General features: G+C 59.6%; 15 protein-coding genes. 8 read left to right on the forward strand and 7 right to left on the reverse strand.

The genetic code is table 11. From position 1 onward, the window contains the following. The first annotated feature begins 23 nt into the window (after positions 1-23). On the forward strand, positions 24-938 hold the full coding sequence (rihC, locus tag ACLH1U_RS13610; protein ID WP_032452404.1) for a ribonucleoside hydrolase RihC: 915 nt from the start codon (positions 24-26) through the stop codon (positions 936-938). Positions 939-967: 29 nt separating this feature from the next. Then, the gene (locus tag ACLH1U_RS13615) at positions 968-1,333 is read left to right on the forward strand and encodes a DUF805 domain-containing protein (RefSeq protein ID WP_117132835.1); all 366 of its coding nucleotides are present in this window, start codon (positions 968-970) and stop codon (positions 1,331-1,333) included. On the opposite strand, the gene ACLH1U_RS13620 is transcribed toward ACLH1U_RS13615, so the two are convergent. After that, entirely contained in the window at positions 1,281-2,210 is a 930-nt protein-coding gene (locus tag ACLH1U_RS13620; protein ID WP_032452406.1) for a LysR family transcriptional regulator, read from the reverse strand. The two genes, ACLH1U_RS13615 and ACLH1U_RS13620, sit on opposite strands and share 53 nt — an antisense overlap. Positions 2,211-2,302: 92 nt before the next feature. Here ACLH1U_RS13620 and ACLH1U_RS13625 point away from each other — a divergent pair, with 92 nt between their 5' ends. Then, complete coding sequence (locus ACLH1U_RS13625) at positions 2,303-2,932, forward strand: alanyl-tRNA editing protein (RefSeq protein ID WP_411299300.1); 630 nt, start codon at positions 2,303-2,305, stop codon at positions 2,930-2,932. A 5-nt stretch (positions 2,933-2,937) separates the two neighbouring features. On the opposite strand, the gene ACLH1U_RS13630 is transcribed toward ACLH1U_RS13625, so the two are convergent. The 6 genes from ACLH1U_RS13630 to citS all read right to left on the reverse strand — a co-directional run bounded on the left by ACLH1U_RS13630 (position 2,938) and on the right by citS (position 10,283). After that, positions 2,938-3,642: a response regulator gene (locus tag ACLH1U_RS13630; protein WP_044525323.1), complete on the reverse strand. Its 705-nt coding sequence runs from the start codon at positions 3,640-3,642 to the stop codon at positions 2,938-2,940. Next, positions 3,635-5,263, reverse strand: coding sequence for a sensor histidine kinase (locus tag ACLH1U_RS13635; protein WP_048296653.1), 1,629 nt, complete (start codon positions 5,261-5,263; stop codon positions 3,635-3,637). The genes ACLH1U_RS13630 and ACLH1U_RS13635 overlap by 8 nt, the downstream gene beginning before the upstream one ends. Before the next feature lie 165 nt (positions 5,264-5,428). Continuing rightward, on the reverse strand, positions 5,429-6,730 hold the full coding sequence (locus ACLH1U_RS13640; RefSeq protein WP_023291143.1) for an oxaloacetate decarboxylase subunit beta: 1,302 nt from the start codon (positions 6,728-6,730) through the stop codon (positions 5,429-5,431). Positions 6,731-6,745: 15 nt separating this feature from the next. Next, positions 6,746-8,515: a sodium-extruding oxaloacetate decarboxylase subunit alpha gene (gene oadA, locus ACLH1U_RS13645; protein WP_411299301.1), complete on the reverse strand. Its 1,770-nt coding sequence runs from the start codon at positions 8,513-8,515 to the stop codon at positions 6,746-6,748. Between the two features lie 15 nt (positions 8,516-8,530). Beyond that, positions 8,531-8,782, reverse strand: coding sequence for an oxaloacetate decarboxylase subunit gamma (locus ACLH1U_RS13650; RefSeq protein WP_044520980.1), 252 nt, complete (start codon positions 8,780-8,782; stop codon positions 8,531-8,533). Between the two features lie 160 nt (positions 8,783-8,942). Beyond that, on the reverse strand, positions 8,943-10,283 hold the full coding sequence (citS, locus tag ACLH1U_RS13655; RefSeq protein WP_023291938.1) for a citrate/sodium symporter CitS: 1,341 nt from the start codon (positions 10,281-10,283) through the stop codon (positions 8,943-8,945). A gap of 256 nt (positions 10,284-10,539) precedes the next feature. On the opposite strand from citS, the gene citC reads away from it, so the two are divergent. Genes citC through citG form a run of 5 tightly spaced genes read left to right on the forward strand, consistent with a single transcriptional unit; the run spans position 10,540 to position 15,222 of the window. Next, on the forward strand, positions 10,540-11,568 hold the full coding sequence (citC, locus tag ACLH1U_RS13660; RefSeq protein WP_102002463.1) for a [citrate (pro-3S)-lyase] ligase: 1,029 nt from the start codon (positions 10,540-10,542) through the stop codon (positions 11,566-11,568). 30 nt (positions 11,569-11,598) lie between these two features. Beyond that, positions 11,599-11,892: a citrate lyase acyl carrier protein gene (citD, locus tag ACLH1U_RS13665; RefSeq protein ID WP_023291940.1), complete on the forward strand. Its 294-nt coding sequence runs from the start codon at positions 11,599-11,601 to the stop codon at positions 11,890-11,892. Then, on the forward strand, positions 11,889-12,758 hold the full coding sequence (gene citE, locus ACLH1U_RS13670) for a citrate (pro-3S)-lyase subunit beta (RefSeq protein ID WP_023291941.1): 870 nt from the start codon (positions 11,889-11,891) through the stop codon (positions 12,756-12,758). The genes citD and citE overlap by 4 nt, the downstream gene beginning before the upstream one ends. Before the next feature lie 10 nt (positions 12,759-12,768). Then, positions 12,769-14,295: a citrate lyase subunit alpha gene (gene citF, locus ACLH1U_RS13675; RefSeq protein ID WP_032429096.1), complete on the forward strand. Its 1,527-nt coding sequence runs from the start codon at positions 12,769-12,771 to the stop codon at positions 14,293-14,295. 18 nt (positions 14,296-14,313) lie between these two features. Then, complete coding sequence (citG, locus tag ACLH1U_RS13680) at positions 14,314-15,222, forward strand: triphosphoribosyl-dephospho-CoA synthase CitG (protein ID WP_102002464.1); 909 nt, start codon at positions 14,314-14,316, stop codon at positions 15,220-15,222. The last annotated feature ends 29 nt before the right edge of the window (positions 15,223-15,251 follow it).

A 15,251-nucleotide genomic window follows, 5' to 3' on the forward strand; every position in this document is an offset into this window, starting at 1 on the left:
GGCATTTTTTTTAGGGAGAAACCATGCGCTTACCGATCATTCTTGATACAGACCCGGGCATCGACGATGCTGCCGCTATTGCCGCGGCGCTGTTCGCCCCTGAGCTGGATCTGCAGCTGATGACCACCGTGGCGGGCAATGTCTCGGTGGAGAAGACGACCCGTAACGCGCTGCAGCTGCTGCACTTCTGGCATGCCGATGTGCCGCTGGCGCAGGGCGCCTCGATGCCGCTGGTGCGTCCTCTGCGCGATGCCGCCTCGGTGCATGGCGAATCCGGTATGGAAGGGTATGACTTTGTTGAGCATCACCGGCAGCCGCTGGCGAAGCCGGCCTTCCAGGCGATCCGCGATGCGCTGATGCATGCTGCCGAGCCGATCACTCTGGTGGCGATTGGCCCATTGACCAATATTGCGCTGCTGCTGACCCAGTATCCGGAATGCGTGTTCAACATTCGCCGGCTGGTGATCATGGGCGGCTCGGCGGGCCGGGGCAACTTTACGCCGAATGCCGAATTCAATATTGCCATCGATCCGGAAGCCGCCGCGAAAGTCTTCCACAGCGGGCTGGAGATTATCATGTGCGGGCTGGACGTCACCAATCGGGCGCTGCTGACGGCGGATTATCTGGCGACCCTGCCGACGCTGAATCAGACCGGTAAAATGCTCCATGCGCTGTTTAGCCACTATCGCAGCGGCAGCATGAGTAGTGGTCTGAGAATGCACGATCTCTGCGCTATCGCATGGCTGGTCCGCCCGGAACTGTTCACCCTACAGCCGTGTTTTGTGGCGGTGGAGACGCAGGGAACCTGGACCGCCGGCGCCACGGTGGTGGATATCGAAGGGCGACTGGGCCAGCCGGCCAATGCCCAAGTGGCGCTGGATATCGATGTCGACGGGTTTCAGCGCTGGGCGGCGGAGGTGATCGCCCTGGCGCCGTGATACTCACCCAATCTTCAAGGAGAGAAGTGATGACCTATGGACAGGCGTATTTAAGCGGCTGGAAAGGGACCTTTAATTTTAGCGGCCGGGCCAGCCGACAGCAGTTCTGGACGTTTTTTCTTATCAATCTACTGATCGCCAGCGCGCCGCTGGCCGTCTGGTGGCTGGCAACCAGCTTTAACCCTCAATACGGCATCCTCAGTTTTGTTGTTATTCCCTTTGCTGCGCTGTGGTTGCTGCTGATGACTCTCCCTCTGCTGGCGATCGGCTGCCGGCGGATGCATGATATCGGCCGCTCCGGGCTCTGGTTCGTGCTGGGGGTTATCATTCCGTGGTTTGCGGTTATTTCGCTGGCGCTATGCTGCCTGCGTTCAGCGCCGGCACCGTCTCGCTGAGATAATCAATCATCGCCCGCATTCTGGCGGGCATATGCTTATCTCCCGCCCAGAGCAGCCACAGATCGCCGGAGTAGCTGCTGATAAATTCCCATTCGGGCAGCACCTGCACGATGTCGCCATTCGCCAGCGCCTCGCGGGCGGTGAACAGCGGCAGGCTGCCGATCCCTAAATGCTGCCTGACCGCGTCGAGGCGCACGGCGGTATGGTTGGCGGCGTACCGCCCGTATGTTTGCACCGTTTCGGTTTTCCCTTCCCGACGGAACTTCCAGCGCGCGTCGGCGGGCGTTTCGCCAAGGCTGATGCAGCTGTGCGCGCGCAGTTCCTGCGGCGTGCGCGGCATACCGTGGCGCTGTAAATAGACCTCAGTGGCGCAGATAACGTGCGTGACTGGCATCAACGGTTTGCCATGCAGACCGGGCGAGGGGGTATCGGTGATGCGTAACGCCAGATCGATACCGTCATCGATAAAATCCAGAGGGCGATCTTCCAGCCGCAGGCAGACGTCAACCTGCGGGTAACGCTGAAAAAACGCCATCATCAGCGGATGGATCACGAAGCGGCCGACGGCTTTCGGTACGCTGAGCGTCAGCTTTCCCTGGGCGACCGTTTGGCGACTGCCGGCGGAATCCATCGCCTGTCGCGCCGCTTCCAGCATCTGCTGGGCATGCTGATACACCGTTTCCCCGGCATCGCTCAGACGCAGCTTGCGGGTGGTACGCTGCAGCAGTTTGCAGCCCATCTCTCGCTCCAGCCGCGACACGCTGCGGCTAACGGCGGAAGGGGTAATGCCGCTCTGGCGGGCGACGGCGGAGAAGCTGCCCTGGTCGACGATCTGGACGAAAAGGGCAAGGTCGGGCAGGAGGCTGAGATTCATTTGTGCTCCCGGAGCAAGAGTGCATTGGCTGGTGATAGGATTATCGCTGTCGGTATTAATAATATACTGGGCGGACAGAGAGGAGAATCACTATGACTGAACGGGTTTATTACACCAGCGACGCTACCGATGGGCGCGCCCAGATCATCGCCTGCACTGCGGAAGCGGATGGCCGCTACGCCATCGAACTGGATCGGACGCTGTTTCACCCGCAAGGGGGCGGTCAACCGGCGGATCGCGGCTGGATAGCTGGTCAGGCCGTTGAGACGGTTATTGTGCGTGGCGACAGCGTGCTGCATATTCTGTCGCAACCGCTTCCCCTCGGTGAAGTGGAGATGAGAATAGATGCCTCCGCGAGACACCTGCATGCCCGCCTGCATTCCGCCGGCCACCTGCTTGGCCTGGCGGGCGAACAGCTTGGCTGGCAACCGGTGAAAGCGCACCACTGGCCTGGCGAGGGGCGGATCGCTTTCACCGGCGGGAACCACGCCGTGATACCCGACGCCAGCGCGCTGCTGAGCCAGGTGAAGGCATGGCAGGCGCAGGACCTCCCGCGTCAGGTGAGCTTCGCTGAGGGTTTGCGCATGGTGGGGTTTGGCGCACTGCCCGCCTATCCCTGCGGTGGCACACACGTCGCCCGCCTGGCGGAGCTGGGCGACATCCTTATCAGTCAGATTAAGATGAAGAAGGGGCAGCTGGTGGTCAGCTATTCCCTGGCGTAAACGTTTCAGACCTGCTCAGGGGAGGTCTGTTTGCCGCGATAAATACGCTCCGGTCGACCAACCTTGCCGTAGCTGATTTCCGCTTCCAGAAAGTCGTTCTTCACCCCTTGTTCCAGATAACGGCGGGCGGTGGTTTTGCTGCTGCCAAGGATACGCGCCAGCGAGTCGGCGGTATGTACCACCCCCGTGTCGGCAAACAGCTGGAGTACGCGCTGAAAGGTGCTTTCATCAATCCCGCGTAGCGGTGCGCTGGCCGGTTCCGTCTGTTCCCGAGCCTGAATATTAAACAGCGCATCGACGTGGATCTGGCTGGCTTGTTCGCTGGAACGCAGCGAGCTGCGATAGCGAGCGAAGCGCTCCAGGGTGTGCTGCAGGCGCTGATAGTGCACCGGCTTAATCAGATAGTCGAACACCCCCAGGCGCAGTGCTTCGCTGATGGTATCCATATGATTATCAGCGGTAATAAAGATAATCCGCCCCTTGTAATGGGTACTGACCGCATGGCGGATCAAGTCGATACCTTTGCCGTCAGGTAAGAAATTATCCAGCAGGATCAACTGCGGTTGATACAGTCTGAGTTGTTTCCTGGCGCTCTCGAGTTTATCCGCAATGCCAATGACGTCGAACTGGGGAAACTGTTTGATGTTATCCACCAGGATCTCCGCCAGCATAGGTTCGTCTTCAACGATAAGAGTGGTGATGCTATCCATGATGTTCATCTCGGGTCAGGGGAATATAAAGAGTAAAGATGGTGCCAAAAGGAATGTTATTTTCGACGACGATGCTGCCGCCTGCCTGTTCCACGTAGCTGCGAACCAGCCAGAGTCCGATGCCATGATCTTTGCTGACGCTGCTGGTGACGCCGCGCTCGAAGATCCGATCGCGCAGCGTCTCGTCAATGCCGCATCCCTGATCGGCGACCTCGATAATCACCTCGTGGCCGTCACTGTTGATCAGGCACTCTATCTGCCTTGAGCCCTGCGGCTGTTGCAGGCTGGCATTGTAGGCGTTATCAAGCAGATTCCCCACGATCGAGATCCATTCGTTGTGAGAAAGGGCGGTGGGTAATCTGTCGACGAAGCAGGCCGGATCGAAAATCAGCTCAAGTCCAAGCTCTTTGGCCCGGTAATATTTGCCGATCAACAGCCCGGCCAGGTGGTTGTCCTGGAAATTACGCGCGATAAAATCGATGACCTTCTGGTGACTTTCCGACTGCTGTTGGATCAGATCCAGCGCATGATCGTAGCGTTTAAGAAACAGCAGGCCGGCGATAGTGGAGATCAGATTGCGATGCTCATGCTGCACGGCGCGCAGGTTATCGGCATATTGTTGTACCTGGCTAAGCTGCAGGCTGAGGGTGTTGATATCGTCTTTACTACGAAAGCTGATCACCCAGCCCTGTGGCTCATTATTTAAGATCACCGCCATCCGGCTGGCGATCACTTTGATCTGATTGAAGGTGACGATCTCGTCTTTTTTATTGGTCTGCGGCGCATCGTAGAAGAAAGCCTCCTGCGAAATCACGCTGCTGATCCCTTTACCGATAAGCGTCGTTTCCGGTTGGCTCAGGTTGAGCAACCGGCGGGCAGTCTGATTAATCGCGGTGATCTTGTAACGGGAGTCGATGGCGATAAGCCCTTCGAACACGGATTCAAACAATACGCTTTGCTGGATCAACAGCTGCGACAGCTGTTGGGGTTCCATATTCAGCATCTGCTTTTTGATATGCAACGAGAAGCGGCGGGCGCAGTAGAGCAGGAGCAGTAACATGATCGCCATCGGGATCAGCAGCGAGCTTATCTGCAGGCTGAGCCAGTTTTCTAACTGTTCAATGGTATAGCCTACCGACACAATGCCGATCACCTTGCCGGTCTCGTCCTGAATCGGTGATTTACCGCGCAGCGAGGAACCCAGCGAGCCTTTGCGCACTGACACGTAGCTTTTCGCGTTTAATAGTGCTTCATCGCTGTCGCCGCCCTCCATCGATTTGCCGATTTCATCAGGGTTGACGTGATAGAGGCGCTGGCCGCTAGCATCACCGACGGTGATATAGGTGGCGTCGGAGAACGAACGCATGGGGTCGATAAGCGCTTTGATTCTGGCGAGGTCGCGTTTCTGAACCGCCTCGACCAGCTCCGGCATCGCCGAAATCTGCATTGCCTGAATCAGCGCCCGCTGCCCGACCTGGTAATGCAGACGCTCTTCGGTGATGTCTGTCAGATACCATGACATCGCCAGCATAACGATCGTCGAGGTGAATAAGATCAGCAGGAAGATGCGATTCTGAAACGATCGCCTGGCAAACCAGTGGGTGATTTTTCGGGTATACATAGCGCCAATAGACATTAAATGATTAGTTTCCCCGTTTCGCGGCCCGAGAACCCGCAGATGGCGCACAGAACCGCTAATTTCAGAAAAGTGATCGATGGCAAAGGGGCGTTGTTAATCCTGACCCGGAGGCGGGGCAACGGCCACGCCTCCGGGGAGGACGCCGGCCTACATCGCCAGCACGTACTTGAGCATCACCCCGGCGGCGATCGCCGAGCCGATCACCCCCGCCACGTTCGGGCCCATCGCGTGCATCAGCAGGAAGTTCTGCCCGTCCGCTTCCAGACCCACCTTGTTCGACACCCTTGCCGCCATCGGCACCGCCGACACCCCGGCTGAACCGATCAGCGGGTTGATCGGGTTCTTACTGAACCTGTTCAGCAGCTTCGCCATCAGCACCCCCGCGGCGGTCCCCACGCAGAAGGCGATCACCCCCAGCAGCAGGATCCCCAGGGTCTGCGGCTGCAGGAACTTGTCCGCCACCAGCTTGGCCCCCACCGACAGCCCGAGGAAGATGGTTACGATGTTGATCAGCGCGTTCTGCACCGTATCGCTCAGCCGCTCCACCACCCCGCTCTCGCGCATCAGGTTGCCGAAGCAGAACATCCCCAGCAGCGGCGCGGCGTCCGGCAGCAGGAGCGCCACCAGCAGCAACAGCACCGCCGGGAAGAGGATCTTCTCCCGCTTACTCACCGTGCGCAGCTGCACCATGCGGATCTTCCGCTCCTTATCCGTGGTCAGCGCCTTCATGATCGGCGGCTGGATCAGCGGCACCAGCGCCATGTAGGAGTAGGCGGCCACCGCGATGGCCCCCAGCAGCTCCGGCGCCAGCTTGCCCGACAGATAGATGGCCGTCGGGCCGTCGGCGCCGCCGATGATGCCGATGGCCGCCGCCTGCGGCAGGGTGAACGAAATCAGGCCGAAGTAGTTCAGCGTCAGCGCCCCGAGGACGGTGGCGAAGATACCGAACTGCGCCGCCGCCCCCAGCAGCAGGGTGCGAGGGTTGGCCAGCAGCGGGCCGAAGTCGGTCATCGCCCCGACGCCCATAAAAATCACCAGCGGCGCGATGCCCGAGCCAATCGCCACCTTATAGAAGATGGCCAGCACCCCGGCGGAGTAGCCCATGTCCACCGCCAGGCTCTCCATCTGCCCCTGCACCGACGGCAGGGCCAGGGCCAGCGCCTCCTTAATGGCGTGGACGTCCGGCGCGCAGTGGAGCTTCGCGGCAATCACCGCCAGCTGCGCCGGGTCGTGGTGGGCCAGCAGGCTCTCCAGGGCGCTCAGCGCCAGGCCGGCCTCCGGGATGTTCGACAGCAGGCCGCCGAAGCCAATCGGCAGCAGCAGCAGCGGCTCGAACTTCTTCGCAATCGCCAGCCAGAGCAGCAGCAGGCTGACCAGCAGCATCACCGCCTGGCCGAACCCCAGGTGCATCAGCCCCATCCCCTGAATCAGGGCGTTCAGACTTTCCATTTCCGCTCCTCGTCGTTACGCCAGCTGCAGCAGGGTGTCGCCGACCGCCACCGCGTCGCCGGCTTTCACCGCGATACCGCGGACGGTGCCGGCCTGCGCGGCGCGGATTTCGGTCTCCATCTTCATGGCTTCCAGAATCAGCAGCACCTCGCCTTCGGCCACCGTCTGGCCTTCCGCGGCAATGACCTTCCAGATAGTGCCCGCCAGCGGCGCGGTGACCGGGGTGCCGGCGCCGGCCGGGGCGGCGGCCGGAACCGGTGCGGAAGACGGGGTGGCCGCCGTCAGCTGGCTGACGTCGCCGCCGTCGCTGACCTTCACCACAAAGGCTTTGCCTTCCACTTCCACGGTGTAGACGCCGGAGGCGGCAGCTTTTACCGGGGCAGGAGCAGGCTGCGCGGCTTCCACCTGCGGCAGCGGTTCAAAGGCTGCCGGGTTATGGCGGTTTTCGAGGAACTTCAGGCCGGGCTGGGGGAACAGGGCCACGGTGAGCACGTCGTCGATGGCGTTCTCCGCCAGCTGAATATTCTTCTCCTGCGCCTGGTGCTTCACATCGGCTTCCAGCTGCCCCAGCTCCGGCTTCAGCAGGTCCGCCGGACGGCAGGTGATGGCCTCAGCGCCGTCCAGTACGCGGGCCTGCAGGGCGGCGTTCACCGGCGCCGGCGTGTGGCCGTATTCACCTTTCAGAATCCCGGCGGTCTCCTTCGCGATGGTTTTGTAGCGCTCGCCGGTCAGGACGTTGAGCACCGCCTGGGTGCCGACAATCTGCGAGGTCGGGGTGACCAGCGGGATGAAGCCGAGGTCCTCGCGCACGCGGGGGATTTCCGCCAGTACCTGGTCGAGTTTGTCCGCGGCGTTCTGCTGCTTCAGCTGGCTTTCGAGGTTGGTGAGCATCCCGCCCGGCACCTGGGCGACGAGGATACGGCTGTCGGTGCCTTTCAGCTGGCCCTCGAAGGCGTGGTACTTCTTACGCACCTCGCGGAAGTACGCCGCGATGCTCTCCAGCTTGTGGATATCCAGTCCGGTGTCATATTTCGTGCCGGCGAGGGTGGCCACCAGCGCTTCGGTGGCCGGGTGGCCGTAGGTGGCGCTCATCGAGGAGATGGCGGTATCGACGCCGTCGACGCCGGCTTCAATGGCCTTCAGCAGGGCCATCTCCGCCATGCCGGTGGTGGCGTGGCAGTGCAGGTGCAGGGTGACGGCAAAGCGTTTTTTGATTTCGCTGACCAGCTCAAAGGCGGCGCCGGGGGTGAGAATGCCGGACATGTCTTTAATCGCGATGGAGTCGACGCCGGTCTCCAGCAGCTGTTCGGTGAGGTCGAGCCAGGTCTGCAGGGTGTGGGCCGGGCTGGTGGTGTAGCTCAGGGTGCCCTGGGCGTGGGCGCCGTGGCTGCGGACCGCCTGCAGGGCGGCTTTCATGTTGCACGGGTCGTTCATGGCGTCGAAGACGCGGAACACGTCCATGCCGTTTTTGACGGCGCGCTCCACGAAGCGTTCGACCACGTCGTCGGCGTAGTGACGGTAGCCGAGCAGGTTCTGGCCGCGGAGCAGCATCTGCAGCGGGGTTTTCGGCATCGCCTTTTTCAGCTCGCGCAGGCGGACCCACGGGTCCTCGCCGAGGAAGCGGATGCAGGCGTCGAAGGTGGCGCCGCCCCAGCACTCCAGCGAGCGGTAGCCGACGTCGTCAAGCTGAGCGGCGACGGGGAGCATATCGTCGAGACGCAGACGGGTGGCGAACAGGGACTGGTGGGCGTCGCGCAGGACGACATCGGTAATGGCAACGGTCATGAATTCCTCCGTGAATTAAGGGTGAAGACGGCGGTGGTGGTGAATGGCGGCGACAATCGCCGGCGTTAAGCGGGCGAAGTCGCCGGCGGGCGCAACGGCGGGCAGTGGCGTCGCTTTCGGCGCCGCAGCCGGTTCGGGGAAGAAGCGGTTGACGGCGGCGGACATCCCCTGGATGGCGAAAATCAGCAGAAACAGAAACGCCAGCACGAACCCCATGCCGAGGCACATCAGGGTGAAGCCTTCACCCAGCAGTACAGCTTCAGTCATTGAAAGACCCTAAAGTAAGGGCACGACGGCGTGTTTGAAGGTTAACCAAACGATACTTCCGGCTAAGGAGTAGGGGGGATTTCCCGAAGCCGCCCCCGGCTCTGGCCCCTGACTGGCATCGCTGTGGTTGACGCTCAAACATCGCCATCGTGCGTGTTGGTTACATCATCATGCCGAACACAATGCTGGCGATGACCAGCACAATACCGCCGCCCAGACGGGAGGAGATTTGCGCATAAGAGATAAGATTCATACGGTTACAGGCAGAGAGCACTTCCAGGTCGCCTGAGCCGCCGCGGTTAGCCATGCACAGGCCTGCGGTGATGGCGGATTCGATCGGGAAGAAGCCAATCATCCAGCCGCCGATGGCCGCCCCGACGACAGCACCCACGACGATTACCGCAGCGATGATGACGTTCGCGAAGGTAATCGCGTCGATAATTTCCTGCAGGTCGGTGTAGCACACGCCGACCCCGACCATCAGTACCCACAGCAGCTGCTTAGAGAAGAAGTCAGACAGGCGTTTGGCCCCGGCTTTGATCTCCGGCGAGCAGAGGCCGGAAGCGTTCAGCGCCGCGACGATCAGCACCATCCAGGCGAAATAGTGGATTGAGACACCGCCAATGCTTGGCAAAATTTTCTTGGCAATGACGTAGGCCAGCAGGAAACAGGTGGTGGCGAGCACCAGGCCGACTGCCGTTTCGCGATGGGTAATCTGGCCTGCTTTTTCATCATCATCAACTTTAAAGGAGGCTTTACGTACCAGTTCGCCTTCCCCGCTCAGCCAGGTGTGTTTTTTACCGATAATATCGAGCAGCGCGGCAAAAACGATGGCGAAGATATTGGCGATGGTCAGAATGGCAATCGCGGTGGAGTAGTACTCTTCACGGGAGCGGCCGGTGACGGAGTGATAAATTTCAGACAGCGGAACCGCGCCTGCGCCGTTGCCGCCGCCCATAATCGGCAGGACGTACAGCATCATGATGCGGTCTACGGAAATACCGAAGCACAGGCCGATGATAATCCCGAAGATAGATGCGCCGAGGATCCCCATAAGGATCGTCGGAATATAACCCAGCAGCGATTTCAACAGCAGTTTACGGTTAACCGAGAGAATGGCGCCAGTTATCAAAACTGCGATGAATAAGTTCAGGAAGTTGCTTTTATCCATCACATTAGTGATTGCATCAATTTCTTTTTGGGTAAAAATGCCTGCGTAAACGAAATAAGCGGCGACGAGGAAGATCATCACCGGCGCGCCGCCAATATATTTATTAAATATCGGCAGCCGTTTGCCAATCTCGCCAAAGATGGCGCCGATAATAAACATAATGGCAAAGCCGCCAACCAGGTCGGTGGGTAACGCATTAAAGAAGTGGGAAAGTAATAGCGTAATTAACGCAAACGCATAAAGGGGTAACGGCATGCCGAAGATTTTAAATCCCAGCAGGTCGCTTACGCCCTTTTTCTCCGTCGCCGGAGCCTGGCTCATGTTAGTCATAAACGTTATCCTGTTTATCAATGAAGTAATAAGACCGGCGCATAGTAATAAATAGACTCAGTGTTAAGGTGTGATAACCTTCACTGAATACTCGTGTTTTTAATTAATTTAATTATTTTTATTATGCTGAATGAATTAACAACATAAAAACCATAAAGCCAATTAAGCGACGGGGAAAATTGTGATTTAAATACAAGAATCGATAGCCGAACGCTGGCGAAATACAAGTCGTTTTGGAATAACGAAGCGCTAAAAAATGACTCTGATATTAAAACGCGTTCTGCTACGGAAGGATAAATCGCGGCGAGAGGCGATTGACCTCTTTCTCCATCAGCATCAGCTCTCATTAGAGGCTGATTGCGAAATGGCCATTGTCGCCGAGTATCAGCAGCGGCTGGTCGGCTGCGGCGCCATCGCCGGCAACGTCCTGAAGTGCATCGCTATCGACCCCTCGCTGCAGGGGGAGGGGCTGAGCCTTAAGCTACTGACAGAATTACTCACCCTGGCCTACGAGCTGGGGCGCAGTGAACTGTTTTTATTCACTAAGCCCTGTAACGTCGCGCTCTTTGCCGGCGCCGGATTCTGGCCAATCGCGCAGGCCGGCGATCTCGCCGTGTTACTGGAAAATAGCCGCGAACGGCTGACCCGCTACTGCCGCCAGCTGGCGATGTACCGTCAGCCGGGACGCAAAATAGGCGCTATCGTGATGAACGCCAACCCGTTCACGCTCGGCCACCGCTGGCTGGTGGAGCAGGCGGCCCGTCAGTGCGACTGGCTACACCTGTTTGTGGTGAAAGAGGATGCCTCCCGTTTCACGTATCAGGATCGCTACACGCTAATCGAAAAAGGGATTGCCGGCATCGACAAGGTAACGCTACATCCCGGTTCGGCATACCTCATCTCGCGGGCCACCTTCCCTGGCTACTTCCTCAAAGAACAGGGGGTGGTAGACGACTGCCACAACCAGATCGATCTCCAGCTGTTCCGCGAACATTTAGCCCCGGCGCTGAAGATAACCCATCGTTTTGTCGGCACTGAGCCGCTGTGTTCGCTGACCCGCCATTACAACCAGCGTATGAAAGCGTTGCTGGCAGCGCCAGGCGACGCGCCGCCTGTTGAAGTGGTTGAGCTGGCGCGGATCGAAAAAAACGGCGGGCCGATATCGGCTTCCAGGGTGCGCGAACTGTACCGGCAGCGCAACTGGCAGGCGGTGGCGGCGCTGGTGCCGCCGGGAACCCTCTCTTTTCTGATGCAACTGGCGGAAAGCGAACATCAAACCGCCTGATTTTTACGCCATAACAAAGGATTTGCCTCTATGGAAATGAAGATTGACGCCCTGGCCGGCACGCTGGAGTCCAGCGATGTGATGGTCAGGATTGGGCCGGCGACGCAGCCGGGCATTCAACTGGAGATCGACAGCATTGTGAAGCAGCAGTTTGGCGATGCGATTGAGCAGGTGGTCAGAGAAACCCTGACGCAGCTCGGCGTTAGCCAGGCCAACGTGGTGGTGGATGATAAAGGGGCGCTGGAGTGCGTTCTGCGCGCCCGGGTTCAGGCTGCGGCCCTGCGCGCGGCGCAACAGTCTCAATTGCAATGGAGCCAGCTATGAAACCACGTCGCAGTATGCTGTTTATCCCCGGCGCCAATGCCGCCATGTTAAGTACTTCATTCGTTTACGGCGCCGATGCGGTGATGTTCGACCTTGAAGATGCCGTTTCGCTGCGCGAGAAAGATACCGCTCGCCTGCTGGTGTATCAGGCGCTGCAGCATCCGCTGTATCAGGATATCGAAACCGTGGTGCGCATTAACCCGCTAAATACGCCGTTTGGTCTGGCCGACCTGGAAGCGGTGGTACGCGCGGGTGTGGACATGGTACGTCTGCCGAAAACCGACAGCAAAGAAGATATTCATGAACTGGAAGCCCACGTTGAGCGGATTGAACGCGAGTGCGGCCGGGAAGTGGGTAGCACCAGGCTTATGGCGGCCATCGAGTCGGCGCTGGGGGTGGTAAACGCGGTCGAGATCGCCCGCGCCAGCCCGCGTCTGTCGGCCATCGCGCTGGCGGCCTTCGACTACGTTATGGATATGGGCACCTCCCGCGGCGACGGCACTGAGCTGTTCTATGCCCGCTGCGCCGTGCTGCATGCTGCGCGGGTCGCCGGCATCGCCGCCTATGACGTCGTGTGGTCGGATATTAATAATGAAGAGGGCTTCCTCGCGGAAGCGAATCTGGCGAAGAACCTCGGCTTCAACGGGAAATCACTGGTCAACCCGCGCCAGATCGAACTGCTGCACCAGGTCTATGCCCCGACGCGAAAAGAGGTCGACCATGCGCTGGAGGTGATTGCCGCGGCGGAAGAGGCAGAGTCGCGCGGTCTGGGCGTGGTGTCGCTGAACGGCAAGATGATCGATGGACCGATTATCGACCACGCGCGCAAAGTGGTGGCGCTTTCAGCTTCCGGTATTCGTGATTAAGGGGAATAAGATGAAAGAGACAGTAGCAATGCTTAATCAGCAGTATGTGATGCCGGAAGGATTGACCCCTTACAGCGGCGTGACGGCGAAAAGCCCATGGCTGGCCAGTGAGACGGAAAAGCGCCGGCGTAAAATCTGCGACTCGCTGGAAACGGCAATCCGTCGTTCCGGCCTGCGAAACGGCATGACCATCTCGTTCCACCACGCGTTTCGCGGCGGTGACAAAGTGGTCAATATGGTGGTGGCGAAGCTGGCGGAGATGGGCTTTCGCGATCTGACCCTGGCGTCCAGTTCGCTTATCGACGCTCACTGGCCGCTGATCGAGCATATTAAAAACGGCGTGATCCGCCAGATCTACACCTCCGGCCTGCGCGGGAAGCTCGGCGAGGAGATCTCCGCCGGGCTGATGGAAAATCCGGTGCAGATCCACTCTCACGGTGGTCGCGTACAGCTGATCCAAAGCGGTGAGTTGTCCATTGACGTGGCGTTCCTCGGCGTTCCCTGCTGCGATGAGTTTGGCAATGCCAACGGCTTTAGCGGTAAGTCGCGCTGCGGCTCGCTGGGCTACGCGCGCGTTGATGCGGAACATGCCAAATGCGTCGTGCTGTTGACCGAAGAGTGGGTGGACTACCCTAACTACCCGGCCAGTATCGCCCAGGATCAGGTGGATCTGATCGTTCAGGTGGACGAAGTAGGCGATCCGGAAAAAATCACCGCTGGCGCCATTCGTCTGACCAGCAATCCGCGCGAGCTGCTGATCGCCCGCCAGGCGGCGAAAGTGGTTGAACACTCCGGTTACTTTAAAGAGGGTTTCTCACTGCAGACCGGTACCGGCGGCGCCTCGCTGGCGGTGAGCCGCTTCCTGGAAGACAAAATGCGCCGCAACGGTATCACCGCCAGCTTCGGCCTTGGCGGCATCACCGGGACGATGGTCGATCTGCATGAGAAAGGGCTGATTAAAACGCTGCTCGACACCCAGTCGTTCGATGGCGATGCGGCGCGCTCGCTGGCGCAGAACCCGAACCACGTCGAAATCTCTACCAATCAGTATGCCAGCCCGGGTTCCAAAGGGGCCTCCTGCGAGCGCTTAAACGTGGTAATGCTCAGCGCGCTGGAAATTGACACCGACTTTAACGTCAACGTGATGACCGGCTCCAATGGCGTGCTGCGCGGCGCGTCAGGCGGCCATAGCGATACCGCCGCCGGCGCGGATTTGACCATCATTACCGCGCCGTTAGTTCGCGGCCGCATTCCCTGCGTCGTGGAAAAGGTGCTGACCCGCGTGACGCCGGGAGCCAGCGTGGATGTGCTGGTCACCGACCATGGCATTGCGGTAAACCCGGCGCGCCAGGACCTGATCGACAATTTACGCAATGCTGGTATTGCGCTGATGACCATTGAGGAACTGCAGCAGCGCGCGGAGTTGCTGACGGGCAAACCGAAAGCGATCGAATTTACCGATCGGGTGGTGGCGGTAGTCCGCTATCGCGACGGTTCGGTCATCGATGTAATCCATCAGGTGAAAAACAGCGACTAAGCGCAGAGGGGAAAGGCCATGAGCGACGTGTTAATTCAACCTCCGCGTGTGCTACGCGGAAAACCACTGAGCGCCGAAGAGGTGGTCAGCGCGGTAGAGCGCGCGCTGTTGACCGAAGTTCGCCTGACCCCTAAGCCCGGGCTGGTGGATATTCGTAACGCTGGCGCGCACCGGGATATGGATCTGGCCTCGTTTGAGGCCAGTACCGCGGTGGTGGCGCCGTGGATGGAGAAGTTTTTTATCATGGGCCACGATACCGCGGCGGTCGCGCCGGAGCAGGTGTTGATGATGCTGCGTCCGGTGGGAATGGCCTGCGAGAACGATATGCTGGAGGTCACCGGCGGGGTGAATACCCATCGTGGGGCGATCTTCGCTTTTGGCCTGCTCAGCGCGGCAGCGGGCAGGCTGGTCTCGAAAGTCGAGCCGATAGAGCAGCACCGGCTTTGCGACCAGGTGGCGCGCTTCTGTCGCGGCATGGTTATGCAGGAATTGTCCTCCGCCAGTGGGGAACGGCTGAGCAAAGGCGAGATGCATTTTCTGCGTTACGGCTTCTCCGGCGCCCGCGGCGAGGCGGAGAGCGGATTCCTGACTGTGCGCACCCAGGCATTACCGGTCTTTAACCGCATGATGGAGGAGACCGGCGACAGCAATCTGGCGCTACTGCAAACCCTGCTGCATTTGATGGCATGGAATGATGACACCAACCTGGTGTCACGCGGCGGGCTGGCCGGATTGAACTATGTCCAGCAGGAGGCGCAGCGGCTGCTGTGGCAGGGCGGCGTGCTGGCTGACGGTGGGCTGGAGGCGTTGCGCCAGTTTGATGACGATCTGATTGCCCGCCATCTTAGCCCCGGCGGTAGCGCCGATCTGCTGGCGGTGACCTGGTTTTTATCCGCGTTTCCCGCCGGCGCGCTTTTCCCGCTGTAACCCTCTGCAACATCGTCCTCGCCCGCACC

Origin of the sequence: Klebsiella sp. 1SOBk5mer (assembly GCF_046603115.1) — a bacterium.
GTDB classification, from domain to species: domain Bacteria; phylum Pseudomonadota; class Gammaproteobacteria; order Enterobacterales; family Enterobacteriaceae; genus Klebsiella; species Klebsiella quasipneumoniae.

Coding starts and splice junctions, on each gene's coding strand:
- citS (WP_023291938.1), bottom strand. CDS start 10,283: ATGACTAACATGAGCCAGGCTCCGGCGACGGAGAAAAAGGGCGTAAGC.
- citD (WP_023291940.1), top strand. CDS start 11,599: ATGGAAATGAAGATTGACGCCCTGGCCGGCACGCTGGAGTCCAGCGAT.
- ACLH1U_RS13630 (WP_044525323.1), bottom strand. CDS start 3,642: ATGGATAGCATCACCACTCTTATCGTTGAAGACGAACCTATGCTGGCG.
- ACLH1U_RS13620 (WP_032452406.1), bottom strand. CDS start 2,210: ATGAATCTCAGCCTCCTGCCCGACCTTGCCCTTTTCGTCCAGATCGTC.
- ACLH1U_RS13625 (WP_411299300.1), top strand. CDS start 2,303: ATGACTGAACGGGTTTATTACACCAGCGACGCTACCGATGGGCGCGCC.
- citG (WP_102002464.1), top strand. CDS start 14,314: ATGAGCGACGTGTTAATTCAACCTCCGCGTGTGCTACGCGGAAAACCA.
- ACLH1U_RS13635 (WP_048296653.1), bottom strand. CDS start 5,263: ATGTATACCCGAAAAATCACCCACTGGTTTGCCAGGCGATCGTTTCAG.
- rihC (WP_032452404.1), top strand. CDS start 24: ATGCGCTTACCGATCATTCTTGATACAGACCCGGGCATCGACGATGCT.
- citF (WP_032429096.1), top strand. CDS start 12,769: ATGAAAGAGACAGTAGCAATGCTTAATCAGCAGTATGTGATGCCGGAA.
- citE (WP_023291941.1), top strand. CDS start 11,889: ATGAAACCACGTCGCAGTATGCTGTTTATCCCCGGCGCCAATGCCGCC.
- ACLH1U_RS13615 (WP_117132835.1), top strand. CDS start 968: ATGACCTATGGACAGGCGTATTTAAGCGGCTGGAAAGGGACCTTTAAT.
- citC (WP_102002463.1), top strand. CDS start 10,540: ATGACTCTGATATTAAAACGCGTTCTGCTACGGAAGGATAAATCGCGG.
- ACLH1U_RS13650 (WP_044520980.1), bottom strand. CDS start 8,782: ATGACTGAAGCTGTACTGCTGGGTGAAGGCTTCACCCTGATGTGCCTC.
- oadA (WP_411299301.1), bottom strand. CDS start 8,515: ATGACCGTTGCCATTACCGATGTCGTCCTGCGCGACGCCCACCAGTCC.
- ACLH1U_RS13640 (WP_023291143.1), bottom strand. CDS start 6,730: ATGGAAAGTCTGAACGCCCTGATTCAGGGGATGGGGCTGATGCACCTG.